Annotated in this window: 22 protein-coding genes; 9 read left to right on the top strand and 13 right to left on the bottom strand. The window is 65.3% G+C overall.

The window, feature by feature from the left end:
* Window positions 1-55: 55 nt before the first annotated feature.
* Together AC5P5R_RS03590 and AC5P5R_RS03585 are read right to left on the bottom strand one after the other, a co-directional pair.
* Window positions 56-424 carry a hypothetical protein gene (locus AC5P5R_RS03590; protein ID WP_134946164.1) on the bottom strand — a complete coding sequence of 123 codons (369 nt, stop codon included), beginning with the start codon at window positions 422-424 and terminating at the stop codon, window positions 56-58.
* 40 nt (window positions 425-464) lie between these two features.
* The gene (locus tag AC5P5R_RS03585; RefSeq protein ID WP_043033421.1) at window positions 465-896 is read right to left on the bottom strand and encodes a BLUF domain-containing protein; all 432 of its coding nucleotides are present in this window, start codon (window positions 894-896) and stop codon (window positions 465-467) included.
* Between the two features lie 170 nt (window positions 897-1066).
* On the opposite strand from AC5P5R_RS03585, the gene AC5P5R_RS03580 reads away from it, so the two are divergent.
* Window positions 1067-1312 (top strand): hypothetical protein, encoded by a 246-nt coding sequence (locus AC5P5R_RS03580; RefSeq protein WP_012480318.1) that lies wholly within the window; start codon window positions 1067-1069, stop codon window positions 1310-1312.
* Between the two features lie 392 nt (window positions 1313-1704).
* Here AC5P5R_RS03580 and AC5P5R_RS03575 read toward each other — a convergent pair whose 3' ends face one another.
* Together AC5P5R_RS03575 and AC5P5R_RS03570 are read right to left on the bottom strand one after the other, a co-directional pair.
* The gene (locus AC5P5R_RS03575; RefSeq protein ID WP_012480319.1) at window positions 1705-2574 is read right to left on the bottom strand and encodes a methylenetetrahydrofolate reductase; all 870 of its coding nucleotides are present in this window, start codon (window positions 2572-2574) and stop codon (window positions 1705-1707) included.
* A complete protein-coding gene (locus AC5P5R_RS03570; protein ID WP_012480320.1) occupies window positions 2574-3488 on the bottom strand; it encodes a LysR family transcriptional regulator in 915 nt (304 codons plus the stop codon). The genes AC5P5R_RS03575 and AC5P5R_RS03570 overlap by 1 nt, the downstream gene beginning before the upstream one ends.
* 75 nt (window positions 3489-3563) lie before the next feature.
* Here AC5P5R_RS03570 and msuE point away from each other — a divergent pair, with 75 nt between their 5' ends.
* Genes msuE through AC5P5R_RS03555 form a run of 3 tightly spaced genes read left to right on the top strand, consistent with a single transcriptional unit; the run spans window position 3564 to window position 6259 of the window.
* Entirely contained in the window at window positions 3564-4151 is a 588-nt protein-coding gene (gene msuE / locus AC5P5R_RS03565; protein WP_012480321.1) for an FMN reductase, read from the top strand.
* A 56-nt stretch (window positions 4152-4207) separates the two neighbouring features.
* A complete protein-coding gene (locus tag AC5P5R_RS03560; protein WP_012480322.1) occupies window positions 4208-5185 on the top strand; it encodes a DUF1852 domain-containing protein in 978 nt (325 codons plus the stop codon).
* A gap of 39 nt (window positions 5186-5224) precedes the next feature.
* Complete coding sequence (locus tag AC5P5R_RS03555; RefSeq protein ID WP_495226306.1) at window positions 5225-6259, top strand: methionine synthase; 1035 nt, start codon at window positions 5225-5227, stop codon at window positions 6257-6259.
* On the opposite strand, the gene AC5P5R_RS03550 is transcribed toward AC5P5R_RS03555, so the two are convergent.
* The 4 genes from AC5P5R_RS03550 to AC5P5R_RS03535 all read right to left on the bottom strand — a co-directional run bounded on the left by AC5P5R_RS03550 (window position 6216) and on the right by AC5P5R_RS03535 (window position 10208).
* On the bottom strand, window positions 6216-6797 hold the full coding sequence (locus AC5P5R_RS03550; RefSeq protein ID WP_087802665.1) for a hypothetical protein: 582 nt from the start codon (window positions 6795-6797) through the stop codon (window positions 6216-6218). The genes AC5P5R_RS03555 and AC5P5R_RS03550 overlap by 44 nt on opposite strands.
* Window positions 6798-6868: 71 nt before the next feature.
* A complete protein-coding gene (locus AC5P5R_RS03545) occupies window positions 6869-7681 on the bottom strand; it encodes a S1 family peptidase (protein ID WP_012480325.1) in 813 nt (270 codons plus the stop codon).
* Between the two features lie 245 nt (window positions 7682-7926).
* Window positions 7927-9075 (bottom strand): serine hydrolase domain-containing protein, encoded by a 1149-nt coding sequence (locus tag AC5P5R_RS03540; RefSeq protein WP_043033420.1) that lies wholly within the window; start codon window positions 9073-9075, stop codon window positions 7927-7929.
* A 128-nt stretch (window positions 9076-9203) separates the two neighbouring features.
* Window positions 9204-10208 (bottom strand): extracellular catalytic domain type 1 short-chain-length polyhydroxyalkanoate depolymerase, encoded by a 1005-nt coding sequence (locus AC5P5R_RS03535; protein ID WP_043033419.1) that lies wholly within the window; start codon window positions 10206-10208, stop codon window positions 9204-9206.
* A gap of 196 nt (window positions 10209-10404) precedes the next feature.
* On the opposite strand from AC5P5R_RS03535, the gene AC5P5R_RS03530 reads away from it, so the two are divergent.
* The 4 genes from AC5P5R_RS03530 to AC5P5R_RS03515 are packed head-to-tail and all read left to right on the top strand — an operon-like array spanning window position 10405 to window position 17353.
* On the top strand, window positions 10405-12603 hold the full coding sequence (locus AC5P5R_RS03530; RefSeq protein ID WP_224119211.1) for a TonB-dependent receptor: 2199 nt from the start codon (window positions 10405-10407) through the stop codon (window positions 12601-12603).
* Window positions 12604-12635: 32 nt separating this feature from the next.
* Complete coding sequence (locus AC5P5R_RS03525; protein ID WP_088429767.1) at window positions 12636-13514, top strand: alpha/beta fold hydrolase; 879 nt, start codon at window positions 12636-12638, stop codon at window positions 13512-13514.
* The gene (locus AC5P5R_RS03520; protein ID WP_088429765.1) at window positions 13511-13987 is read left to right on the top strand and encodes a MaoC family dehydratase; all 477 of its coding nucleotides are present in this window, start codon (window positions 13511-13513) and stop codon (window positions 13985-13987) included. The genes AC5P5R_RS03525 and AC5P5R_RS03520 overlap by 4 nt, the downstream gene beginning before the upstream one ends.
* Window positions 13988-14023: 36 nt before the next feature.
* A complete protein-coding gene (locus tag AC5P5R_RS03515; RefSeq protein ID WP_099562085.1) occupies window positions 14024-17353 on the top strand; it encodes a hybrid sensor histidine kinase/response regulator in 3330 nt (1109 codons plus the stop codon).
* A gap of 4 nt (window positions 17354-17357) precedes the next feature.
* Here AC5P5R_RS03515 and AC5P5R_RS03510 read toward each other — a convergent pair whose 3' ends face one another.
* Window positions 17358-18032 (bottom strand): response regulator transcription factor, encoded by a 675-nt coding sequence (locus AC5P5R_RS03510; RefSeq protein ID WP_005409749.1) that lies wholly within the window; start codon window positions 18030-18032, stop codon window positions 17358-17360.
* Between the two features lie 129 nt (window positions 18033-18161).
* Here AC5P5R_RS03510 and AC5P5R_RS03505 point away from each other — a divergent pair, with 129 nt between their 5' ends.
* Window positions 18162-19808 (top strand): fatty acid--CoA ligase, encoded by a 1647-nt coding sequence (locus AC5P5R_RS03505; RefSeq protein WP_100438565.1) that lies wholly within the window; start codon window positions 18162-18164, stop codon window positions 19806-19808.
* Between the two features lie 19 nt (window positions 19809-19827).
* Here the strand turns inward: AC5P5R_RS03505 and AC5P5R_RS03500 are convergent, their stop codons facing one another.
* The 4 genes from AC5P5R_RS03500 to AC5P5R_RS03485 all read right to left on the bottom strand — a co-directional run bounded on the left by AC5P5R_RS03500 (window position 19828) and on the right by AC5P5R_RS03485 (window position 26264).
* The gene (locus AC5P5R_RS03500) at window positions 19828-20427 is read right to left on the bottom strand and encodes an NADPH-dependent FMN reductase (RefSeq protein WP_100438566.1); all 600 of its coding nucleotides are present in this window, start codon (window positions 20425-20427) and stop codon (window positions 19828-19830) included.
* Between the two features lie 215 nt (window positions 20428-20642).
* Window positions 20643-22409 carry a hypothetical protein gene (locus AC5P5R_RS03495; RefSeq protein WP_062607098.1) on the bottom strand — a complete coding sequence of 589 codons (1767 nt, stop codon included), beginning with the start codon at window positions 22407-22409 and terminating at the stop codon, window positions 20643-20645.
* A gap of 117 nt (window positions 22410-22526) precedes the next feature.
* Window positions 22527-23270 (bottom strand): FadR/GntR family transcriptional regulator, encoded by a 744-nt coding sequence (locus AC5P5R_RS03490; RefSeq protein WP_005409753.1) that lies wholly within the window; start codon window positions 23268-23270, stop codon window positions 22527-22529.
* A 102-nt stretch (window positions 23271-23372) separates the two neighbouring features.
* A complete protein-coding gene (locus AC5P5R_RS03485; RefSeq protein ID WP_100438567.1) occupies window positions 23373-26264 on the bottom strand; it encodes a TonB-dependent receptor in 2892 nt (963 codons plus the stop codon).
* Between the last annotated feature and the right edge of the window lie 210 nt (window positions 26265-26474).

Here is a 26474-nt window from a genome sequence, read left to right as displayed (position 1 = left end):
GCGCGCCCGATAGTGCATTTTCGCTGTTGTGGAGTGAATGCGGGTGATGGCGTGGTCACGCCATGGTGCGCCGATACAACTGATCGAGCGTAGCCGTGCGAACCAGGCGGCCGCGATTGTAGAAATGCAGCACCGGCTCGCTCAACGTCACGTCAGCCGGAACCAGGTTCATGCCTTCGCAGCCGACCACGACCGAGCCCCATCGTCCGACGGGAACAACCCGCGATGCCATCCGGGTATCAGCGAGGCATCCTGGCCCGATTCCTGTGGCATTACCCGCGTTGAATTGACGGCTGGATCCGAATCGGTACAGAGATTCCGCGCGGGGGGAGCATGCCGTGAACCTCTCCGGCGGCAGCAGCGGGGCATCGGCAAGCGCCGGGCCCGCAGCAAATGCGGCGATGAGCGTGATGAAAGCCTTCATGTCGCTGCACATCCCAAGGGAGCGGCCGCCGAACCGCAAACTAAGCGGCGTGCACGTAGGGCTCAACCGCGGCGGCCAGCACATCGATACCCCACGCAGAACCCGCAATCTCCTCGGGCTGGCTTCTCTTGAAGCGTGACCAGTCGGCCCTGGCAAGCCTGCCGACCAGAAGCTGGTCGGCAGGAAGCTGGTGCATCGACCAATAGGGGAACTGCCGGGTAGAGACACGTCCCCGGGCCAGCTCCACCACATCCGTGTGGCTGGTCGATTGCAGCACCCGCTCGTAAACGCTGGCCACCCCATCTTCCGGCCCTTCGAAGTACTGCACGAATCGCGTGCCGTCATGCAGCAGCACGCCTGTCACCCCTGCAAGCTTGTTGAACCTCGCGGCATCGGTGACGAGTGCTTCCAGGCGGTCAATCGAAAGGCCTTCAACGGCCTGGCTTGCGTATACAACGGCCCGGATGGGCATGGACTTCGCCTTGAATGCAGGGCCACGTCGGCACCTATTCACACTCTAGCACCCGGCGCAAGTCCGGGCCGTGATGCGTATTCTTAATTCTTCAGAATACGGTTCGCGCCTAGCAGCGCGACAGGCGGCATGATGAACGCCCCCATACGTTCAGGGCTTTATTCATCTTCATGCGCGACATCGGACAGTTCTATGTAAACAGCGTCGAAGGAGTGGCGCGTGAGGATGGCACCCTGCTGCAGGTCACCCGGATCGATTGTTCCTGCCTGAAGTGTTCAAGGCAGTTCCGCGCCATTCCTGATCATGGCCTCGTCGATCTCAACGGCGCTGCTTCGCTCAGTTGCCCAGGCTGTGGCAACCACCAGTCCGTCAGCCGGGCGCGGCTGGAGGAGTTCGTGCTGCGTAGTGATGCATGAGCTGAAGCGCGCCGTTTCTCGACACTGTGCCAACCCTGTCGACACCTTCGCCTCGCATCTTCCCGTAGTGCACCCACAACGGCGTTCCAATGAGTCATACCGGCCTATTCAAGATCAGGGACCTCACCTACACGCCAGGCGCGGAGGGCGACCTGGCCCGTGCCCTGCAGATCGAAGCCACCTGCACGGCCTGCGGCGCAACCAGCGTCTGGGGCGAGCAGGAAATGGAGCATGTGCGAGGAGGAACCGTGCTTGCGTGCCGGGCGTGCGATACGCGCCAGGCCATCAGCAATGCGGGCCTGATCAGTACCCCGTCAGGGATACGCCACCGCCGGGGCTGAGCGGGGCGGCACCGGGTCATGCGCTGCCCGGCAGGCACGATTGATGGCCTGTCAGCGGCGGGCAACCGATGGCAGCGCCCGATGCTGGTTGATCCAGTCCAACGACTGGGCAATTCCACCGAACGGAAAGAAGTGCGGGCTGACCAACCCGTGGGCATCAGTCAAACCGCCCGCCAGACGGTCCACGAACACCTCCGGGCCCGCGCTGCCCAGCAACCGGCCGATCGAGATGCCATACCGGGACAGCATCAATGCACTGGCCCCCACCCCGCACATTGCGGCGTAGCGTACCAACCGCGCGATGCTTGCCGGGCCCGGCACGCCAACGAGCACCGGAACGTGGATGCCACGGGCGCGCAGCGCGTGCAACCAGGCCAGGACGATGTCGGCATCGAAGGCGAACTGCGTGATGATCATTGGCGCCATGCCGCGCGCTTCGATGGACTGGCACTTGTGTTCCAGTACCTGCCAGCACGCGTCACTGCCCAGGACCGGATGGCCATCGGGGTGACCGCCGATGGCGACGACCTTGATACCGGCCCTCTCCAGAAGGCCGCTCTCGATGATCGAAGCGCTGTCAGCAAACGGTCCGGCGGGCGTGGCCAGGTCGCCGGCGATCACCAAGCACTGGGCGACACCTGCCTCGTTGGCGGCACGCTGCAGGAAGCGCTCAAGCACCGCACGCGACCCGATGCGCCGCGCCGAGAGATGCGGCATCGGCTCGAAGCCCAGTTCACGCACCCTGCGCGCCGCTGCCAGGCGTGCGTCGTCGTCCTCGCTGGCCAGCCAGGGAATGGAGATCGTGGTGCCACGCGGAATGCGGGTGGCTTCGGCACCCAGCGCCGGCATGGCCCTGGCGCTCACCTCCAGCGAAAAAGCATCAAGGAAGGCCTGCACCCGCAGCGACGTAGGCGCGGACATCACGCGCCCACGCCTGCATTGCTGGCCAGGGGCGAACTGTTCCGCGCCAGTTCGATGAAGGCCTGCAGGTAGTCGATGCTGGTATCGGCTTCGCGCGCACCCAGATAGATCTGCTTGGGAATGCCCTTCGCACCGAGGCGCACCGGCACCACGTCCATGCGGGTGGCGTACTCTTCCACCAGCCAGCGCGGCATGGCGGCCACGCCACGACCGCTGGCCACCATCTGCATCATGATGTCGGTGGTTTCAATGGCCTTGTGCCGTCGCGGCGTAATGCCGGCCGGCAGCAGGAACTGGTTGTAGATGTCCAGGCGCTCGAACGGCACCGGATAGCTGATCAGCACTTCCTGGCCGAGCTGGCGCGGCTTCACGTAATCCACCTTGGCCAGGGCGTGGTTGCTGGCCACCACCAGCACCTGCTCGTAGTCGAACACGGGAATGAACTTGAGGCCTGGCTTGAGCAGTGGATCGGGGGTAACCAGCAGATCGATCTCGTAGCCGAACAGCGCGCCGATGCCGCCGAACTGGAACTTCTGCTTGACGTCCACATCCACATCCGGCCACGCGGCCAGGTACGGCGAGACGATCTTCAGCAGCCACTGGTAGCAGGGATGGCATTCCATGCCGATGCGCAGCGCGCCGCGCTCGCCCTGTGCGAACTGGCCCAACCGCTCCTCGGCCAGATCCAGCTGCGGCAGCACGCGGTTGGCGACGGCCAGCAGGTATTGCCCGGCCTGGGTCAGGCGCAGGCTGCGGCCTTCGCGCAGCCATACATCAGTGCCCAGCTGCTGTTCCAGCTTCTTCATGCTGTGGCTCAGGGCCGACTGGGTCAGGTTCAGTACGCCGGCGGCCGCGGTAAGCGAGCCCTGCTGCTCGACCTGCTGCACGATGCTGAGGTGGATCCGCTCCAGCATGACGATGAATCCTGCTCATGGATAGGTGAAGTAATACCATTTTACGTCATGGAAGGGCATGGCTAGCATCGGGTCATGCTTTCACCTGCCCGCCCCCTTCGAATCGTCGCCGTGTCCGGCGGATTGCAGCGCCCCTCCAAGGCCGCCACCCTGGCCGAGCATCTGATGGGCCTGATCGGCGAGGACATCCACAGCGAGCAGCACCTGGTCGAACTGGGCGAACTGGCCCCGCAGCTGGCCGGTGCGCTCTGGCGTTCGCAGTTGCCCGACACCGTGGAACGCCAGTTGACCACCGTCGAGCAGGCCGATGTGCTGGTGGTGAGCACGCCGGTCTATCGCGGCTCGTACACAGGGCTGTTCAAGCATTTCTTCGACTTCGTCCACCAGGACGCACTGGTCGACACCCCCATCCTGCTGGCCGCGACCGGCGGCAGCGAGCGCCACTCGCTGGTGATCGACCATCAGCTGCGCCCGCTCTTCAGCTTCTTCCAGGCGCGCACCCTGCCGCTGGGCGTCTACGCCACCGACCGGGATTTCGCCGACGGTCGCGTGCACAACGACGCCCTGGTCGAGCGCGCACGGCTGGCGGTGCGGCGGGCCATGCCGCTGCTGGACCTGCCTCGCCAGCGCCTTGCCGACCTGGAAGCGGCCGCAGCACTTTGAATGCCGGATGCCCTCGCCCGCATCCGGATGTCACCCCGCACTACGGAACGCCACCCATGACGACCGACACCTTCACCTTCAGCATCACGCAGATCCCCTTCAACGAGGATTACCAGCCTGCCGACGGGACGCGCATCACCACCAATTTCGCCAACCTTGCCCGCGGCGCGTCCCGCCAGGAAAACCTGCGCAACACGATCAGCATGATCAACAACCGCTTCAACGATCTGGCGCACTGGGACAACCCCAGCGCGGATCGCTACGCGGTCGAGCTGGACATCATCTCGGTGGAGATGCACATCGGCAGCAGCGGTGGCGGTGATCCGTTCCCGCTGATCGAGGTGCTGCGCCCGACCATCGTCGACACCCGCACCGGCGCGCGCATCGAAGGCATCGTCGGCAACAATTTCTCGTCCTACGTGCGCGACTACGATTTCAGCGTGGTGCTGCCGGCCAGCAACGAAGGGAAGGCCACCTTTGGCATCCCGGAGGGCTTTGGCGACCTGCATGGCAAGTTGTTCAAGCATTTCCTGGAGTCCGAGGCCTACCGCGCCAACTTCAGCAAGGGGCCGGTAATCTGCATCAGCGTATCCAGCAGCAAGACCTATCACCGCACCGAGAACCACCACCCGATCCTGGGCGTGGAATACCGCCAGGGCGAGTTCTCTCCCACTGACCAGTACTTCGACAAGATGGGCCTGCAGGTGCGCTACTTCATGCCGCCGGGCAGCGTCGCACCGCTGGCGTTCTACTTCCAGGGCGACCTGCTGGGCGACTACTCGAACCTGGAGCTGATCGGCACCATCAGCACGATGGAGGCCTTCCAGAAGATCTACCGCCCGGAGATCTACAACGCCAATTCCGTGGCCGGCAAGGTCTACCAGCCCAGCCTGAAGCACCAGGATTACTCCTCCACCCGCATCGTCTACGACCGCGAAGAGCGCAGCCAGCTGGCGGTCAAGCAGGGCCGGTTCACCGAAGAACACTTCATCAAGCCGTACCGCGCCGTGCTTGAGCAGTGGGCTGCCCGCTGATTCTTTGATTCCCCATTCGCCCCCAGGAAACCAGACGCAATGTCGACGAAGAAACTGCTTCCCACCTCCACCGCAGGCAGCCTGCCCAAGCCCTCCTGGCTGGCCGAGCCCGAGAAGCTCTGGTCACCCTGGAAGCTGCAGGACGACGGCCTGACTGAAGGCAAGCAGGATGCACTGCGCCTGTCCCTGCAGGAGCAGCAGCACGCCGGCATCGACATCGTCAGCGACGGCGAACAGACCCGGCAGCACTTCGTCACCACTTTCATCGAGCACCTCAGCGGCGTCGATTTCGAGAAGCGCGAAACGGTCCGCATCCGCAACCGCTACGATGCCAGCGTGCCGACCGTGGTCGGCGCCGTGAGCCGTCCGAAGCCGGTGTTCGTCGAGGATGCGAAGTTCCTGCGCAGCCAGACCACGCAGCCGATCAAGTGGGCCCTGCCCGGCCCGATGACCATGATCGATACGCTGTACGACGCGCACTACAAGAGCCGCGAAAAGCTGGCCTGGGAGTTCGCGAAGATCCTCAACGAGGAAGCGAAGGAGCTGGAAGCCGCTGGCGTCGACATCATCCAGTTCGATGAGCCGGCCTTCAACGTGTTCTTCGACGAAGTGAACGACTGGGGCGTGGCCGCGCTGGAGCGTGCGGTTGAGGGCCTGAAGTGCCAGACGGCGGTGCACATCTGCTACGGCTATGGCATCAAGGCCAACACCGACTGGAAGCAGACACTGGGCTCGGAATGGCGGCAGTATGAAGAATCGTTCCCCAAGCTGCAGACCTCCAGCATCGATATCATCTCGCTGGAATGCCAGAACTCGCACGTGCCGATCGACCTGATCGAACTGGTGCGCGGCAAGACGGTGATGGTGGGCGCCATCGACGTGGCCTCCAATACGGTGGAAACGCCGGAAGACGTGGCCAACACGCTGCGCAGGGCGCTGCAGTTCGTGGATGCCGACAAACTCTACCCAAGCACCAACTGCGGCATGGCGCCGCTTGCACGGGAAGTGGCACGCGGCAAGCTGCGCGCGCTCAGCGAAGGGGCCAGGATCGTGCGTGAGGAGCTTTCGGCGTAACCCTGGCTGGGGAGGTGTTCCCGTTTCGGTGCGGCGAGGATGGATTCTGGCCGGGCACAGACCAGGTTCCACCTCGTCCCTGCACCTCGGGCCTGGCGGCCATCACGCGCGGCCGTGGCGCCAGCGCTTCCTTGATCCGCCCCATCTCGCTTGCGCCGGCCTCGGCCAGGCGCCGGGCCTGCTGCCGCTGCGTCCGGGTCAGTGGCGGCGCGAACACGGCGCCCGGTTCGGGTGCACTCTGCACCAGTCGGGCGACGGCGTCACGCAGTGGCAGTTGTGGGCAGAGCCGCGCCGCGCACCAGCGCTCGGCGTAGCGCTTCGCCTGGCGGGCGCTGGCGACGGACACGACCTTGCTCTGTGACATCCTGCGTGCGTCCAGTTTCAGGCGGAACCCGAGCACGGCATGCGGCACGATACTGGCCACCGAACGGCCGTTCCACCACAGATCCCAGCGCTCGCCGCTCTGCACCCAGCCGGACGGCCGGGTGACGATCATGAAATCTGGACGGTGAAATGATGAGCCCATGATGGGAAGCATACGAACGCTCGTCGCACCGGCTGAGATCAGGGTAACGCCCCCCTGCACTGCTACGCCTCCACGAAAAGCAATCAATGTGACGCGTCACGGCTGATGCTTTCGATCCAGTCGATGTAGCGCGATACGCGAACGTTGTAGACCACCTGGCCATAGAACCCCGCCTCGAGCGCATGCTCTGGAACCGCAGTGATCCACGAACCAAGCCCCACCAGCTGCGGCGTTCCGTGATCATCAATCACCAGCGGACCGCCGCTGTCACCGTTGCCGAGAACCCCCTCCAGCGGCAGGGCCTGCGGTGGCGGATCGAACCGGTACCAGAGATACCGTTCGTTGCCGCCGGTAATCGCGTTGAATGCCCGCCGCAGGGTCGTGCGATGCGGGCCGCCCGGCACCAGCCCTACGACGCCATTGCCGGTAGCCCCCTTTCCTATCAGGGCCGCGATCTGCGCGACTTCGGCAGCACCGCGATAGAGCGCTACGGGCTGTACATCCTTTACAGCAGTCGCAAGCCTGATCAGTGCGATGTCATCCGATGCTGCCAGGAACGCGTGGATCCTGGAGGGATTTCCTGTCGCCAGCGCCTCCTTGCCCAGGGCCTCCGGCATTCTTCTGAAACCGGGATGCACAAAGACGCGCTCGACCGCATAGGCGCGTCCATTGATGGAGATGGATTCTTCCATCCCTTCCATGGGTGCCGCATGCGCTGCGGTCAGTACCCAGCGCGGGGCGATGAGAACGCCATGTCCTTCACCCGGCATGTCAGCCAGCGCCGGGAAGACAGAGGCATCGATCTGATACCGGGCGTCGTCAACGTCATCACGGATGACCACGGCACCGGCAGTGAACGGGAGCGCAGCAAGCGCCAGGAAAAGCCAGCGGTTCATGGGGTCGTCATCCCTGCGGTCGATCGCTATAGCCTAGCCGAGGGCATTGCCGCGGCGCAGACCATGCGACCAACGATGATATCCAGCGACGAACGCCAGGAATGCGAGCGCAAAGCCCTGCGGCCGACAGCCGCCGGGGCCGAGCAGTCTGTCCAGATCGGTTCCAGGCTTGTCCGACACGTCGTCCTGCGAAGCCACATTGGTCCACGGACCGGGCCGCGTGGGCCCGAGCCTCAGCGGGAGGTTCAACGCGCCGCGATTCTCCCGACCAGGGTATCGATCGCCGCCTCCATGGCACGCGCGGTCCGGTCGCCGCTCTGGTTGGTGATCACGAAGATGCCCAGATCGTGCTCCGGCATGATGTAGATGTAGCACTGCGAGCGTGGAACGCCACCGTGGTGGGCGTAATAGACACCCTTCTGGCGATCGCCAGCGACGATGTTCCAGAAATAGCCAATGCTGAACTCGTCGTCGAATCTGGCCAGAGTGCGATGCGATTCCTGCACCACCGGGCCGTTGGCCAGCTGGAACTGAAGGTATTTCACCATGTCGGGCACTGTTGCCTTGACGTTGCCGGAAGCGCCCCATGGCAACTGTGGCATCGGCGAGGTCGGCACCGGATTGTCGCTGTGGTAGCCGATGGCAAGACGGTCTTTTTCCGCATTCCCCAGCTTGATCCCGATGCTGGTCATTGCTGCGGCATCGCTGAAGAAGCCACGCAGCAATGACGTGTAGTCGGTCTTGTAGACGCCTTCCAGAATGTGGGCCGTCAGCTCCGTCCCAGCACTGGAGTAGGCGTACTCTTTCCCGGGCATCCGTGGGATCCGCACGGCGTGCAGATCCCGCAGGAAATCCGGCTTGCCGTAATGCGCATAGAGGGCACTGAGTTCACCGGGCACGCGGTGATCGGTGAAGTCCTCCAACACGGTGTTCGCCCGCTCCGGCAGCATGTTCGGCAGGCCACTGGTGTGTGACAGCAGGTGACGGACCCGTATGGGCTGGCCCTGGTACTGCAGGTTCGGATAGTCGCCCTGCAGGTAGCTGCGAACGTCATCCTCCAGGCCCACCCTGCCCTCAAGCACCGCACGGGCCATCAACGTGCCCGCCAGGGTCTTGCTCAGCGAGCCGATCTCATACAGCGTTGCGTCGGTCGGAACATCGGGCTTGCCGGCTACCATCTCGCCGCGGTGACGGATGAAGGTCTTGCCCCGGTACACCACGCCGATGGAGGCCGAGTGCAGCAAAGGCTGTTCGATCAGGGCATGGGCCGCCTCGTCGACCGCCGCCCCCACATCGTTCGGCGGTGCCTTCCTGCCCTCGCAGCCGACGGCAAGGAGCACTGCGGATAGCACGACGGCATTGAGCCATTGCCGGTTTCGGGCAGTCGTTGACATGGATTCCATGCGCCGGCGCTTGAAGGTCGTGGGAACGGGCGCTCACGATAATCGATTGCCATGAGCGGCTGAAGGTGCCATCCGGCACCTCCGGTCGCGCCCCTCCCTGGAAGGCCCCCTGCCCCCCGTCAGCGCTGGTAGTCCTTCAGGAACAACCAGGTGATCAGCGTGGCGTCCGGCCCCTTCGGGTCGGTGAATGGCAGGCCCGACTGGCTGCCGCTCCAGGCATGCCCCATGCCCTGCACCACGTAGTGCTGGACCAGCGTCCTGCCACCGTAGGCGTAGGTGTCGACGGTATACCCGCGGCCGCCCGGCACCTGTCCGTGATAGGTGCTGGTCGGCACGTATTTCACCGAGTCGTTGTCCAGGCCGTCGTCGGCCAGGTCATTGGTCTGCAGGAACTGGCGCACGGCCTGCTGGCCGTTCACCGGATTGACGGTGAGATCGGCGCTGCCATGGAACACCAGCACCGGCAGCGGTCGCGGCGACGGCGAACCCGAGCACTGCCACGCCAGGCGGCCATTGCTGTCCGGCGAATAGATGCTGCCGGCCAGCAGTGCGTAGGCGCTGCCGGAAATCGTGGTCGCGCCCTTGAACATGCCACCGGAGTGGATGGCGCCGGCAGCGAACACATCCGAATAGCAGGCCAGCATGATCGAGGTCATCGCACCACCTGCCGAAATGCCGGTGACATAGACCCGGCGCGGATCCACGCTGTAGTCCGCTTTCACCTTGTCCACGATGCCGGCCAGGATCGACGCTTCGCCGCTGTCGCGGGCCTGGTTGATCGGCAGCTGCCAGTTCCAGCAGCGGGCCGGATTGGAGGTGACGTTCTGCCGGGGGTAGACCACGATGAACCCTTCGGTGTCGGCCACATCATTGAAGCCTGACGCCTCCCCCATCAGGTTGGGCCCGTTGACGCAGCCGTGCAGCACCAGCAGCAACGGTAGCGGCTGCTGGTCGTCGTAGCCCGCCGGCACCCACACCTGGTACTCGCGGGCGCCGAACAGATTGCCGTACAGGCCAATGTCCCAATGCCCGGCCGGGCCTGCGGCAAGGGCACTGCCCGCCATCGCCAGCCAACTGCACAGCACCAGCAGTACAACCTTGATCGAATCGATTCCGGATTTCATGGCCAGATCCTCATGCGTGAGTCGTGGATGAAGTGGTACCGGGACGCGCTTCCGGCTGGGGGCGCGCCCAGTATCCGCATCCAGCGGCCGCTGCCGACTGGACCTAGGTCCACTCGCCGCTGCGTGATGACACCGCTAGCCTTGGCTGCAGGATGGCAATGGGCCATCTGCAAGCAGCTGCCTGGGGGAGGACCGAATGAAACGGAATTGCCTGAGTCTCATGATCGGCGCATTGCTGGCCTCCGGGCCGGTACTGGCACAGGAAACGCCCCAGGCCACGCCGACGGCGGCCAGGACTGCATCACCCACCAACCTGGACAGCATCAAGGTCACCGCGCGCAAGCGCGAGGAAACCCTGCAGGAGGTCCCGGTAGCGGTTACCGCATTTACCTCCGAAGCGCTGGACAAGATGAATGTCCAGGACATCAGCGACCTGGATGCGCAGGTGCCCAACCTGACCATCTACGCCGCCCGCGGTGCCAGCAGCACGGTCACCGCCTACATCCGTGGCATCGGCCAGTCCGACCCCACCTGGGGCGCCGATCCGGGCGTGGGCATCTACCTGGATGACGTCTACATCGCGCGCCCGCAGGGTGCGCTGCTGGATGTGTTCGATGTCTCGCGCATCGAGGTGCTGCGCGGCCCGCAGGGCACGCTCTACGGCAAGAACACCATCGGCGGCGCGATCAAGTACATCTCGCGCGGCCTGCCGACCCAGACCGAGGGCTTCGCCCAGGTCACCGTGGGCAACTACAGCCAGTTGGATGCCAAGGCAGCCATCGGCGGTCCGATCGGCGGTGCTGACAGCGGCCTGCGCGCCCGCGTGGCGGTGGCCAGCATGAACCACGACGGGTTTGGCGAGAACACTTTCAACGGCCAGCCGGTCAGTGACAAGCAGATCAACGCGGCACGCCTGAACCTGGGCGCGTATGCGGGCGACGACTTCGACGTGCAGTTCGCACTGGACTGGATCGACGATCAGTCCGGCATGCGCGGCTCGAAGATGCTGGCACCCAATCCGTTCCTGCGCGCCTACCCGCCGATGGACAGCCGCTATGACATCCGCTCGGGCATGCGCAACCTCAACAACGTGGAGAGCAAGGGCGCCTCGGCCACGGTGAACTGGCGGCCGAACGAAGACATCGCGCTGAAATACGTGGTCGCCAAGCGTGAATCGGACAGCGAGGCCAACATCGACTTCGATACCGCCCCGGTCAAGCTCGCCGACGTGGGTGGCACCTACCACGACGACCAGGTCAGCAACGAAGTGCAGTTGAACTACGATGCCGGCGGCCGGGTGCGCGGTGTGGTCGGCCTGTACCAGTTCAGTGGCGAGGCTGGCGGGCAGATCCAGAACAACTACTTCAGTGCCCAGTTCGCCGACAACCAGGGCAAGGTGCTGACCGACAGCATCGCGCTGTATGCGGACTGGACCTTCGACCTGACCAGCAGACTGAAGCTCGATGTCGGCGCCCGCTACACCGACGAGGACAAGCGCGCGATCGTGCTCAACCGCCTCTACGCCGACCCGGGCTTCAGCCGGCCGGTGGCGGTGACCGCCGATTTCGACAAGAAGACCAATTTCAGGAACGTCTCGCCCAAGGTCTCGCTGGACTACCAGATCACTCCGGACATCATGGTCTATGGCCTGGCGACGCGTGGCTTCAAGTCCGGCGGCTACAACATCCGCGCCAACGCGGTGGCGGTACCGCGCTCGGCGGAGCCGTTCGATGACGAGACCGTGGACAGCTATGAGGTCGGCAGCAAGATGGCCTTCCTCGACCAGCGCCTGTTCCTGAACCTGTCAGCGTTCTACAACAAGTACAAGGACATCCAGCTGTCGGTGTTCACCGGCCTGGATACCAATGGCGATGGCATCGATGATTCCTTCTTCGGTGATTTCACCAATGCCGGCGCCGGTACCGTCAAAGGCCTGGAAGTCGAGTATCAGTACCTGCCCAGCCAGCACTGGCTGATTTCCGGCAACCTGGCGTGGCTGGATACCAGATACGACGAGTACATGGACCGCGGCATCAACGTGGCCAGGCAGATGAAGTTCACCAATGCCCCGGATATCTCCGGTGCGTTCAACGTGGAATACCGCACCGACCTGGCCAACGGCAGCAACCTGTCGGCACGCGTGAGCTACAGCTACCAGAGCGAAGTGTGGCCGACCACCGACCTCAGCCCGGTGATCCGCCAGCAGGGTTACGGGCTGGTCAACGCCGGCGTCATCTGGCGCCTGGATGATGCGTGGACCTTCTCGTTGCAGGGCACCAACCTGGCCGACAAGGAATACCGCACTACTGGCTACAACATTCCTGCAGTCGGCACGCTGATTGGCTTCTATGGTCCGCCGCGCCAATATAGCCTCAGCGTCCGTTACGATTTCTAGCGCATCCGTTACGATCTTCAGGAAGCTCCTGCATGACGCAGTCTTACGACGACCTGTACTGGAACAGCGACGATGGCCTGCGCCTGCACGCGCGCGACCATGCAGCGGATGCCCGGCAGGCGCCCCGCGGCACCGTGGTCTGCATTCCCGGCCTGACCCGCAATGGTGCCGATTTCGATGCACTGGCCGAAACACTCACCGCCGAGGGATGGCGCGTGATCGCCGTCGACCTGCGTGGCCGCGCCGGTTCAGAACGTGCGCACGATCCGTCCAGCTACAACCCGCGCACCTACGCAGATGACATGGTCGCGCTGCTGCGCGCGCAGAACATCGACAAGGCGGTGTTCGTCGGCACCTCACTGGGCGTGCTGGTGACCATCACCCTCGCTTCGCGCGCGCCCGAGCGGGTCGCGGGCGCGGTGCTCAACGATGCCGGCCCCAGGGTGCCGCGTGAGGCGCTGGCACGGATCGGCAAGTACGCCGGCAAGCCGGTACCGCCGATGGACCTGGTGCAGGCCACGGCCTACGTGGAATCCATCGGCAAGGCTGCGTTCCCGCGCTTCAGCGCCGACGACTGGCGGCAGATGGCGGTGCGCACCTTCCGCCCGCGCAGCGATGGCCTGCTGGAACTGGACTACGACCCGGCAGTGATCCGCACCACCCGGCCATGGCTGCTGTGGCTGTTGCGTCCGCTGCTGTGGCGTGCGGTCCGTGGGCTGACCGCACGGGTGCCGGTGCTGGTGGTACGCGGTGCGTTGTCCGACATCCTGCCGGCCGATGTCGCGCGGCAGATGGCGGCCACCTCGGAAAGTGCCCGGCTGGTGGAGGTGCCCGATGTCGGGCATGCTCCGATGCTGTCCGAGCCAGAGGCACGTGACGCGATCCTGACCTTGCTGGAGCGCGTGGCGTGAGTGCGGACAGCGACCTGCCTCCCGCCCTGCAGGCGTTGCAGCAGTGGGCTGCCAGTGAGCGGCTGAGTGGCGTGACCTGCCTGGACCAGGCGCGCATCGATGCCTTTGCCGACGCCACCGGCGACCACAACTGGATCCATGTCGATCCAGCGCGGGCGCAGGCGCAGATGCCGGGCGGGCGTACCATCGCACACGGCTTCCTGCTGCTCTCGCTGACGGTGGAGGACGATGTGGCCGCCCTCGCGGGCTTCCCCGGCATCGCCCATGTGCTCAACTACGGCTTGAACAAGGTCCGCTTCCTGGCGCCAGTGCCGAGCGGGTCCGAGGTGCGGGTACGCTCGCAGCTGGTGTCACTGGATGCGCGCCAGCCCGGCCAGTGGCTGCTGATCCAGCGCAAGGCCGTCGAGCGGGTCGCCGATGGCGAGCTGGCACTGGTCGCTGAGCAGCTGTCACTGATCGTGATCACGCCCTAGCACCACCCCGCCCGATTCTCTCCCTACACTGGAGCGATGTTGACGCCCTCCATCGTCCTCTTCGCCTGCATTGCATGGACCGCACTGCTGTTTGGCGTGGCGCTGTGGGGCGAGCGCCGGGGGCACCGGCTTTCGAAGGCATGGCCGCTCATCTATGCACTGTCGCTGGCCGTGCACTGCACCGCGTGGACCTACTACGGTGCGGCCTCGCAGGGGCGGCAATGGGGTTTCCCCATTCCACCAACCCTGGCCGGCATGGCGCTGATCTTCGCGTTCGGCCTGCCGTTCCTGCTCCGTCTCGGGCGGCTGGCCAAGCAGCACAACAGTGCCACCATCGCCGATCTGGTCGTTGCACGACTGCGTGCCGATCGCGGCCTCGGCTTCACCATCACCCTGGTGGCGCTGTTCGGCATCATTCCGTACATCGCACTGCAGCTGAAAGCCGTCAGCCAGGGGCTGGGCACCCTGCTGGGTGATGGGTTCGCGCCTGCCGGTGCGCAGCTGGACATGTCGTTCTGGTTCGCGCTGACGATGGCCGCGTTCACCCTGCTGTTCGGTGCACGCAAGGCCTCGGCCACCGAGCCCAACCGCGGCATCGTGGTCGCGCTGGGCCTGGAGTCCGTATTGAAGCTGGTGGCGCTGCTGGCCATTGGCCTGTATGCGGCGCTGTCCGTGCACAAAGCCGGCACACCGCTGCTGGAGAAGATGGCGCAGCTGCCACCACCGGCCATCGTGCCGGACTATCTCACCATGGTCGCGCTGGGGGCGATCTCCGCGTTCACCCTGCCGCACCAGTTCCATGTCGGCGTGGTCGAGCTTCGCCAGACCTCGGACCTGAAGACGGCACGCTGGATGTTCCCGGTCTACCTGCTGCTGATCGGCCTGCCGTCGGTGCCGATGGCATTGGCCGGCGCTGCGCAGCTGCCGGCCTCGGTATCGCCCGACCTGTACGTGCTGGCGCTGCCGCAGGCCGCTGGCCATCATCTGCTGGCGCTGCTGGCCTATCTGGGCAGCCTGAGTGCGGCCACCGGCATGATGATCCTGTCCGGGCTGACGCTGTCGATCATGCTGGGCAACCATGGCTTCGGTTCGCGCCTGCTCGGCGGCATCGAGGGTGGCGTGGCCAACGCCGATCTGCGCCCGCGCGTGCTGGCGTTCCGCCGTGCCGGCATCCTCGCCGTGTTTCTGATGTCGTGGCTGTACAGCCGCGCGATGAGCGACACCGAGGCACTCAGCGATTTCGGCCTGATGTCCTTCACCGCCCTCTCGCAGCTGGCACCGGCTGTGCTGCTGGCGGTGTATCGCCCACGTACGCCCTCCGCGGCCATCATCGCCGGCATCGTGCTGGGCTCATTGGCCTGGCTGTGGCTGGTACTGCTGCCGATGGTGATCCCGGCCGCGACGCCGTCGGTCGGCGCCGACGGGCTGCACTGGTTGGCGGTGGTCTCGCTGCGCGTGCAGCCGGGGCATATCGCCATCAGCATGGGGGCCAGCCTGGCGGTCAACCTGCTGACCGTGGCCCTGGTGTCGCGGGCCGTGCGTCCGTCATTGCCGCGGAGGCGGGATGCGGTGGCTGCGGCGTCCCTGCGCAGGACCGCCGGACGCTTCCTTGGCCAGGAGCGTGCGCGCCAGCTGCTCGAGGGCCACGCCGGGCAGATGCTGGATGACGACCGGGTCACCGCCGTCGAGCGTGAGCTGACGGCCGTGGTGGGCGCAGGCATGGCACGGCTGCTGGTCGAAGCCGCACGCGAGGGCGGCGCCGCGCCGCTGGATGCGGTGACCCGCGCCGTCGGCGAAGCTACCCAGGTGCTGCGCTTCAACCAGCGACTGCTCGAAGCCGCGCTGGAGAACATGAGCCAGGGCATCAGCGTGGTCGATGCGCAGCTGCAGCTGGTGGCCTGGAACAGCCGCTACGCCGCGCTGTTCAAGTTCCCGCCGGAGCTGCTGCAGGTCGGGCAGCCGGTGGTCAACCTCACGGCGTGGGCACTGGGGCAGCTGAAGATCGGCGATGGCCCCGGCGACACGCCCACCAGGGCGTTGCAGCGCCGCGTCGCGCATATGCGCCGTGGCACGCCACACCTGTCGGAACGGATATTTCCCGATGACACCATCGTCGAGATCCGCGGCAACCCGATGCCGGGTGGCGGCTATGTAGCCACCTTCACCGATGTCACGGCGTTCCGTCGCGCGGAGGATGCGCTCAAGCGCAGCAATGAAACGCTGGAACGCCGCGTACAGGACCGCACCGCGAGGCTGCAGCAGGCGGTCCAGGAGGCCGAGCGCGCGAACGCGGCGAAAACCCGCTTCCTGACGGCGGTCGGCCATGACCTCATCCAGCCCCTGCATGCGGCCCAGCTGCTGACCGAGGCGATGTCGCAGCACATCGAATCCGAGTTCCTCGACAGTTTCCTGCAGCAGATCCGCGGCGCACTGGATTCCACCGATGACCTGCTGTCCGGCCTGCTCGATATCTCGCGACTGGAAGCCGGTGGGCTGGTGGCCGATCCACGCCCGTTCGCGCTGTCGACGGTGCTGGATCCGCTCGCGCAGGAGTTCGCGGTGCTGGCGGCGGCGCGCGGCCTGCAGTTCCGCCATGTGCGGAGCCAGGCCTGGGTCCATAGCGATCCCCTGCTGCTGCGCCGGGTGCTGCAGAACTTCCTGGCCAATGCCATCCGCTACACCCGCCATGGCGGTGTGTTGCTGGGTGTGCGCCGCCAGGGGCAGGCACTGATGATCGGCGTGCATGACACCGGCCCCGGCATTGCTCAGGAGCAGCAGGCGGTGGTGTTCGAGGAGTTCCACCGGGTCGACCGCAGCAACGGCCAGGGACTGGGACTGGGCTTGACCATCGCCCACCGCATCGCCGATCTGCTGCATGCACCCTTGCACCTGCGCAGCGTGCCCGGGCACGGCTCGGCCTTCTCGATCAGCGTGCAACGCGCAGCACCGCCAGTGACCCCGCGCAGTTCGGCACCGACGGGTGGCAGCAACGCCCTCAAGGGTATCCGCATACTGGCAGTGGACAACGACCCGGACGCGCTGGAGGCGATGCGGCAACTGCTGCTTTCCTGGGGCTGCGACGTCATCGCGGCAGGCAGCGCCGATGCCATCGGGCCCTCAGCGCACGAGGCGGCGCTGTGGCTGTTCGACTATCACCTGGATGACGGCGATACCGGTGTTGCGCTGTGGCAGCGGCTTGCGGACATGCATGGACCGCGGCCGACGGTAATCCTCAGTGCGGATACCGGCAGCGATACACGCGAGGCGGTGCGCGGCGCTGGGCTATCCCTGCTCAACAAGCCGTTCAAGCCGTTGGCGTTGCGCTGGGCGATCAACCACCTGCTGGCGGCCACTGCCACGCGCTGACCGTTCAGGGCTCGGGCAGCTCTTCGATCAGCCGGGACGGATCGGCCAACCCCATTTCGTGCAGCACGCGGATGGCCTGCGCGCGGTTGCGTACGCCCAGCCGCTCCATGATGCGTGTCATGTGCGCCTTGACCGTGCGCAGCTGTACGCCCAGCCGGTCGGCAATCTGCTTGTTGAGCAGGCCCTCGGCCACCAGCCCCAGCACTTTGTATTGATGTGCGGACAGGCTGGCCAGGCGCGCGGCGAGGTCGGCATCCCTGCTGAACGGCGCTACCCGCGCCACCGGCTCGCGCAGCAGCGCCGGGATCCAGCGTTCGCCCTCCAGCACGGACTGCAGCGCGGACTGCAGCTCGTTCAAACCCGAGCTCTTGGGCAGGTAGCCCGCGGCGCCGAGGTCGATGGCGCGCCGGATCACCTGCGGCTCTTCATTGGCCGAGACGATGATGATCGCCAGACCTGGCTGAAGTGCGCGAATGGTGGCGAGGCCGGCCAGCCCATGATTGCCCGGCATATGCAGGTCCAGCAGCATCAGGTCGATCGACTGGTTCTCGATCGCCTCCAGCACGCTGTCCAGTGAATCCGCCTCGCTGATCTGCAGATCGGCGACCGCCTCTTCCGCCGCGCGATGCAGTGCCGCACGGAACAAGGGGTGATCATCGGCGATGAGCAGGGTTGGCATGTCCTGGCGAGATTATCAAATCGGCTGCGCGCGGGAACAGGTACCTAGGTACGCTGGTACAGCAGGAAGGGTTTGATAGTGTGGTGCGGAGAAGGCCGGCGACCGCAACGCCGCCCACGAGGAAATGCCATGTCATCCGCCCCCACTCCCGATGCCCATGCCTATCCACTGCTGATCAAGCAGCTGCTGCTGATGCCGCTGGCGGTGAGTCCTGAACAGGAAATCGTCTATGGCGACCAGCTCCGATTCGATTACCGCACCCTGCAGGCGCGCATCGGCCAGCTGGCCGGCCTGTTGACCTCGCTGGGCGTCGGCCACGGCGACACGGTGGCGGTGATGGACTGGGACAGCAACCGCTACCTGGAGGCCTACTTCGCGGTTCCGATGATCGGTGCGGTGCTGATGATGGTGAACGTGCGCCTGGCCCCCGAGCAGATCGCGTACACGCTGAACCACAGCGGCGCGCGGGTGATCCTGGCCAATCGCGAGTTCCTGCCACTGCTGGACGCCATCGACGAGCAGCTGCCGGACCTGCGCACGCGCATCCTGCTGGACGACGCCGGTGGCCCGCCGCCGCCAGGCTTCGCCACCGAGTACGAAGCGGGGTTGCGCGGTGCCACGCCGGTCGTCCGCTTTCCGGACTTCGACGAGAATGCCCGTGCCACGGTGTTCTACACCACCGGAACCACCGGATTGCCCAAGGGGGTCTATTTCAGCCACCGGCAGCTGGTGCTGCATTCGCTGGCGGCGATGGCCGCGCTCGGCGGCGCGCCCCGCCAGGGCCGCCTGCATCGTGACGATGTCTACATGCCCATCACCCCGATGTTCCATGTGCACGCGTGGGGCCTGCCCTACGTGGCTACCGCGATGGGCATCAGGCAGGTCTATCCGGGGCGCTACCTGCCTGCGAAACTGCTGGCGTTGATCGCCCGCGAAAAGGTGACCTTCTCGCACTGCGTGCCAACCATCCTGCACATGCTGCTGGAGCACCCGGACGCCGCGCAGACCGACCTGGAGGGCTGGAAGGTGATCATCGGCGGTGCCGCGCTGCCCCGTGCCCTGGCGCAGCGCGCACTGGCGCGGGGCATCGACATCTTCGGCGGCTATGGCATGTCCGAGACCTGCCCGCTGCTCACCATCGCCCAGATCGACGTGGACAGCGTGACCGATGCCGACGAGGTGCTGTCACTGCGCACCAAGGCCGGCATTCCGGTGCCGCTGGTGGACCTGCGCATCGTCGACCCGGACATGGGCGATGTCGTCCACGATGGCGTCGCCACCGGTGAAGTGGTGGCGCGCGCCCCCTGGCTGACCCAGGGCTACCTGCACGATCCCGAGGCTTCGGCAACGCTGTGGGCGGGCGGCTACCTGCACACCGGCGACATCGGCAACATCGACGAAGCTGGCTACCTGCGTGTCACCGACCGCATCAAGGACGTGATCAAGACCGGGGGCGAATGGATCTCCTCGCTCGCGCTGGAAGACATCATCGCACTGCACCCGGCGGTCAGCGAGGTCGCGGTGATCGGTATCGCCGACACGAAATGGGGCGAGCGGCCATTGCCACTGGTGGTCAGGAAGCCGGGAAGCCATGTGGCCGAAGCGGAGATCATCGAACTGGTCGCGGCGCGCAGCCGTTCCGGAGACATCTCACGCTATGCGATCCCGGAGCGCGTGAGCTTCGTGGATGCAATCGAGCGGACCAGCGTGGGCAAGATCAACAAGAAGAAGCTGCGCGGGCTGCATGATCCGGTCCTTGGCACCGGCGGGCGATGACGGCCTCTGCCGGCACCGCTCAACCGCGCGACGCCCCACCCTGCAGCAGCTGGACCCAGCTCTGGAATCCCTCCAGGAAGCGCTGCAGGCGCTTGCGCGTCGCCGCGTCGAAATCTTCCGCGTCATCGTCGTAGGCGGCCGCTGCTTCGGCCACATAGAGCTGTGGCGAGGCCATGGTCAATGCGCCCATGGCGGTCAGTGTATGGCGCAGCTGCGACTGTGCCAGTTTGGTGCCCCAGCGGCCCGGCGTAGCGCCGATGATCGCCACCGGCTTGGCCGAAAGGACCGTGCGGTACTCGGCATCGTCGCGGGACAGCCAATCGAGCGTGTTCTTGAGTACGCCGGGCAGTGACTGGCTGTACTCCGGCGTGGCGATCAGCACGCCGTCAGCGGATGCAATGGCCGCGCGCAGGCGCTTGCCCCCGGCAGGGCCGGCCGGGTCGGCGGCTTCCAGGTCTTCGTCGAACAGCGGAATATCGGCGATGGTGTCATGCACGGTCAGCAGCAGGCCCGCAGGCGCGGCGCCTGCTGCAGCCCTGACCAGGCGCCGGTTGTAACTTTTGCTGCGCAGGCTGCCGGCAAACGCAAGGATGTTCAGCGGTGGAGGGGTGTCGGACATGCGGGATTCCTCGGATGCGTCGGCGCGGGGTCACGGGCCAGGCATCGACAGCGCGGGTGGGCGAGGGCCAGACTGGATCTGCAGAGGATCACGGTTCCGGCGGTGTAGTGCCTTCGTCCCTGCTGCTCGCTCTTCCAGGGCGAACAGGGCACGGCAGGGCAATCCAGCACGTGCCACTGCCCGCGTTGCGGCCCCTGTCCTGCCACATCGTACGCCTACTGCACGGGCTGGCTGGCTTCAGTGATGGACACAGGTCGTGCCATGCTGTCGAAGGTATTGACCTTCCAGATGTAGCGCACGCCATCCTGCTCGATGACCTTCTGCAACAACGGTATCTGCTTGGCTGCGATGATTCCGCTGGCACGCTGATATGCCGGTCGCCCGGCCAATGCCGGATAGCTGCCGGAAGCGTCAAGCTGATAGCTGAGGGTGGTGGCGCGGCCCGGCTGGACCGAGGAAAGCAGATAGCCTTCGTCCACATTGAATCGATTGCCAAAGGTGTGCCGGGTGGTGACACCCTCTGCATCCTTGACGTCCACCCACTTCGTGGCCGGCGAATTCGCCTGGCACAGTTCCTTGCTGCCGTCGGCATAGCACCCGTTGGCCGGGCCGTAACTGTAGGCCCACGTATAAGGCTGGTCGATGCCCGGCCCGGTGACTGTCCTGGAAACCAGCGACCACGTGTAGTACCTGGCGGGCGTGTATTCGATCGAGTCGAGGAACCCGCTACCCGTGCTGTCGGGCATATTGCAGCCATAACGCGCCCACGAGCGGCCATGCAGCGTCGGCTCGAAGCGATACTTCGCCACTGCACCACTGGGATGGCGGATCGAACCGGAATGGCCGTAGGTCACCACACCCGGATTCCGGCAGAAACCCCGCTCTGCGGGAACGGCACCGGCACCCATGGTGCCTACGTTGAACCCCGTAGTCTGCCAGTAGGACTGGTCCGGGAAGGTGACCTTGTAGCCACCCACCACGGTACCGTAGGTCCACGTCCTCCCACCCGCACGGACCGCGCTCACTTCGCTTGGCAGCGTGCTGGGCGATCCAGCCGTCCATTCGAGATCGACGGTGCGGCCATCGTTGGCTGCGATGCGCAGCAACTGCCGTGGATTTGCCGGATCCCACGTGTAGGTCACCGAATTTCCAAACCGGTCTCGGGCACTGGTCGGAAGAATATGGAACTCCTGCCGGAAAAGAACGAACTCGAACTCCGTAACCGAGCCGAAGTTTCCCCGCGAGTATCCCTTCTTGATCAATGGCGGTCCGCTGCCAAGGCTGGCCATATGATTGAGCGTATAGGTGATGCCGGCAGGCGTCGTGACTTCGAAGCCCTCACCCGCCCCATCGTCCATGGCGACGCAGCGGATGACATTGCCGCTCTTGGTTCGCATCGGGTAGGCATGGCCTGTACTCGGCACCGGCCATTCGTTGCTTTGCGCGAGTAGATCCTCGTCACCGGTCTCTGGCAGGTAGAGCTGCGTTCCATGCCAGAACTCGTCGGAGTTGAAGTACTCGGTGAATGTCCCCGGCCCTGTCGGCGTCTGTGCCTTCACCGTGACGATCTCGGTTGGAGGCGGGGTGAACTTCGAACAGCGGTTGAGCGGCTCGGCCACCACGTAATTCTTCCATCCCCCCTGGGTGCTGAACGTTCCATGCACCCTGGGCAGGGCCAGGTCCCACACCCCGAACATGCCCAATCCCTGCCGGCCCTGCGCACCTGCAACCAAGCGCCGCTTGATGCCCACCTCCAGCGCACTGTTGCCCGGCAGGTCGACGTCGGTCTGCAGAAATTCCACCGAGCCGGTAAACAGCCCGATCCTTTCCCCGAACATATCACCGGTATCCAACTGCAGAATCTGCCCGCGGGCATTCAGCGCCGCCGCGTAATCCTCCATCACCGTCGAGCCGCGGTTGGCGCTCGACGCAGGCAGGGCCGTCATACACAGCAGCGCAGCTGCCGCGATCCTTGCGTACATGGTGTCCCCCTCGTCGACGAAGCAGAGCTTACTTCGCGCTCGTCGGCACCGGCAAGGATGATTCCCCGCACGTCACAGCGTCCTGACCCGCCCCGGCGGCCCTGGAAACGCCGTTACTCAGATACGCGTCGTGGCCATGAACCGTTCGCGGTCCTGCTGCGTGCGGCGGCGGATCTCCTCCAGCGCCTGGCTTTCGGTCGCCTGCAGCATGGCCTCGAACAGGCGCTGGAAGTGATGGCGCATCGCATTGCGCGCGGCCACCGGATCGCGCGCGCGCAGGGCCTCGAAGATCGCCATGTGCTCGTCGGCACGGCTGGCGCCATCATCATGGCAGACCCGTGCGTAGACCTCGGTTACCCGCGGCAGTTCGCTGCGCATGCGCCAGATCTGCTGCACGAAGAACTCCACCACCGGGTTGCCGGAAAGCCGTGCGATGGCCAGGTGGAAACGGCGGTCGTACTCGCCGGCTTCCGCGTCGCTCAGGTCGCGACGGCACAGCGCTTCGGCCAGCGCCTGCAGCTCGGCAATGCCGGCATCATCCAGATTGCTTGCCGCCAGAGCGGCGGCCTCGGCCTCGAATACCGCGCGGGCAGCGGTGAGGTCGAAGGCGCTGACATCCGGCAGCCCGCCGGGCGCCTGCGTCGGGCGCGGCTTCACATGCACGCCCGATCCGATGCGGATGGCGATCCAGCCCTGTGCTTCCAGTGCGATCTCGGCTTCGCGGATGGTGACCCGGCTGACACCGAACCGTTCGGCCAGCTCACGCTCGCCCGGCAGCCGCGAGCCCGGCGGAAATTCGCCGTCCTCGATCAGCTTGCGGAGCTTGGCAGCGATGGTCTGGTAAAGGCGGTTGGCGGACATGCGGCTGACCCTTGGCGATTCCTTCCCGGTCCCTGCCCTGCCACCGCGGCCGGCAAGGGTCCGGTTGGAGCGACGGCGCGACCACTGGCCGCGCCGCCCTGTTCAGAACTTGTATCGTACACCGAAATACGCACGCCGCCCGTAGGTCACCACTTCGCGGAAGTTCCCATAAAGCGGCTGGTAGGCCACGCGCGGCTCGTTGGTCAGGTTCATCAACTCCAGCGACAGCGACAACTGCTTGTTCACCCGGTAGCGCAGGCGCAGGTCCACGCTGGTGTTGTCATCGTAGTAGCGGTTCTGCTGCGCGGTGTTGCCGGTGAAGTCCTGGTAGTAGTGCGAGCGGAACTTGCCGATGGCCTGGATGTTGAAGCGCCCGACGTCCCAGTAGATCGAGCCGGACAGGACGTGCCGCGAGAAGCCGCTGAGGCCCGCCGGCGGCACGATCGCCGGAATGATCGTGCCGTCACTGGCCAGCTGCTCGCCCAGTCGCGAGTCCTGGGTCCGGTAGTCGGCATCGGCGTAGTTGTAACTGACCTTGAAGCCCAGTCCGTCGAACGGCTTGGGCAGGTACGACAGTCGATGGGTGGCGGTCAGCTCGAAGCCGGTCAGCGTGCTGTCCTCGTCGGTGGTTACCTGCTGGCGTACCGGCACGGTCACGCTGTGGCCGTCGATGGTGTAGGTCTCCGGCACCAGCGCAGTGGCGGTGCCGCCGTTGAACTGCTTCCAGTACACCGCGCCGGCCAGCATCGTGTCCGGGTTCGGGTACCACTCCAGTGACAGGTCGCCGTTCCAGGACATCAACGGCTGCGCGGCGGGGTTGCCGCTGGCGCTGATGTCATCCAGCGCGTCGGCCAGATTGCCGTAGGTGGCATCACTGCTCACGTTGATGGTGCGCCCGGCACCCAGCGCGGCGATGTCCGGCCGCGACATCGCGCGGTATGCACCGACCCGCAGCAACACGTCCGGGCGCAGTTCGAAGGCCGCGTTGAGGCTGGGCAGCAGCTTGTCGTTGCCCGCCTTGAACACCTGCGTGCTGTACGCACCGGTGGGTTGCAGGCGTATCGTGCCGTCACCATTGTCCTCGATACGCAGCCCGGTACGCACGCCTTCGGAGCGAACGTCGGTCTTGACCCAGCGCAGGCCGAGGTTGCCGGTCACCGGCAAGCCGAACAGGCTGCTGCTGAACTCCCCCATCAGATAGAGCGCGCGTGTCTTCTCGGTGATATCGACATTGTTCGGATCCTGGAAACCCGGATCCAACCCACTGTCGAGGCTGCCACGGAACGACTGGTACAGGCAGTTCGGATCGAAGTACGCCCACGAGGAGATCGTGTTGCCGCTGGCGGCATCCATGAAGTCATCCTGCGGGAACGGCGCGCGGCAGGCCCGGTTGGCGGCGATGATCTTCGCCTTGTCGGCCGCCACGCGCTGGTCGTAGTCGGTTACCAGGGTGTTGTCGCGCAGACGGTAGTCAGCCTGGCTGGCACGCACGCCACCCTTGATGCGGGTAAAGAAACCGGACTCGGGCATGAAGCTGGCATCGAAGCGGCCGGCCTTGATCCTGTGGTCGTTCTCCGTTGCGCTGGAGGTGACGCGCGCCGCGCCGGTGTAGGCGTCCCAGTTGTTGGGGTCGAAGTTCGGCGCCAGCGCAACACTGGGCACTTCGCCGTGCCAGTCCCAGTCATAGTCCACGTAGCCGGTGGCACCACTGCTGATGCCCGGCACGATGGCATTGTTGACGTCGCGCTGGTTGGCACGCAGGCGGGTCATGCGCTCGCTGTCGAGGCGATTGGTGTGCGAGTACGAAAGATCGGTGGACAGTTCCCAGGCCGGGGTCGGTCGCAGGATCAGGTTCAGGCCACCCCCGGTGTACTCCTCGCCACGCCAGTAGCGGTTTGAAGTGGAATCAATCGAGGTGCTCCCATGCAGGTGGCGCACGATGCCGTCCTCGTCCACCTCGCGCCGGGTGATGCCACGGCGGGCGTTGGACAGGCTCAGGTCGCTGCGGTTCTCGTACCAGTTGCGCTCGGTGTGTTCGAAGTCGAGGTTCACTTCAACTACGTCATTGGGCCGCCACTGCAATGCGGCGAACTCGCTCTGCCGGTCGTTGCGCTCCTGCTTGAGCCGGTAGATGCGGCTGCTTGGCACCAGGTAGTACGGCGCGCCGTTGGCGATGGCCTGCGCGGACACTTCATTGCAGTTGGCATTGCCCACGTTCTGCGTGCCATCGCAGGCATACCAGGTGGAACCGCTGGTGATGCTCTCTTCCGGGTCGGTGCCATCCAGGCGCTGGAAGCCCAGCGAGATGCCCAGCTTCTGCCCGTTGCCGAACTCGAACTGGTCGATGTAGCTGGCGGTGCCGCGATAGCCGATGCCGTCGTCGTCGCGGTACTTCTTGTCATACTCGGCCCAGCTGCCGCGCAGGTCCAGCTGCGCCGCACGCTTGCCGTACTCCAGTGGGCGCACTGTTTCCAGGCCGATGGTGCCAGCCACGCCGCCTTCGATGATGTCGGCGCGCTGGGTCTTGTAGATGGCCACCGTATTGATCAGCTCGGCGGGGAACATGTTGAAGTTCACCGAGCGGTCGCCGCTGCCGTTGGTGATCTCGCGGCCATTGAAGTTGGTGCTGCTGAGGAAGGCGCCCAGGCCACGGATGGAGATTTCCGAAGCGCCGGTCTTGTCGCGGGTCGAAGCGGCGCCGGTCAGGGTCTCGATCGCATCGGCCAGCGAGGGCGCCGGCAGGTCGCCGATGTCATCGGCCGAGAGCACGTCGGCAATGACCGTGTCATCGCGCTTCCTGTTGATCGAACTCTGCATCGATTCGCGGATGCCGGTGACCTGCACCTGGTCCAGCGTGGCGGGATCCTGCCCTGTCGCGTCCTTGCTGGATTGCGCCTGGGCCGTGGACAGGCCCGCCAGCACGGCGAGCAGCGCCACGATCAGGGGTGTGGGGGACAACGAGATGCTGTGCACTGCTCCGGCGGGTCGCCGCATGGTTTCCTCCTCCCAAAGGATCGCCTGCATGCCAGGCGTGGGACGCAGCTTCGGCACGACGACATGAAAATGTCAACCAATTGGTATGCGATTGTTCAAATGCCTTTTATCCATACCAGTTGATCGCAATTTAATGTGCTCATGCAGCATGACTTTGCGCGAAGGCTGGCTTACAACAGACCCGAAAGTGGTATGCAGGCCCACCCTGAA

The organism is Stenotrophomonas sp. YJH_SMC_19, assembly GCF_059367915.1.
Note: the sequence above shows the minus strand (reverse complement) of the source record. Positions and strands in the feature narration are given on the sequence as shown.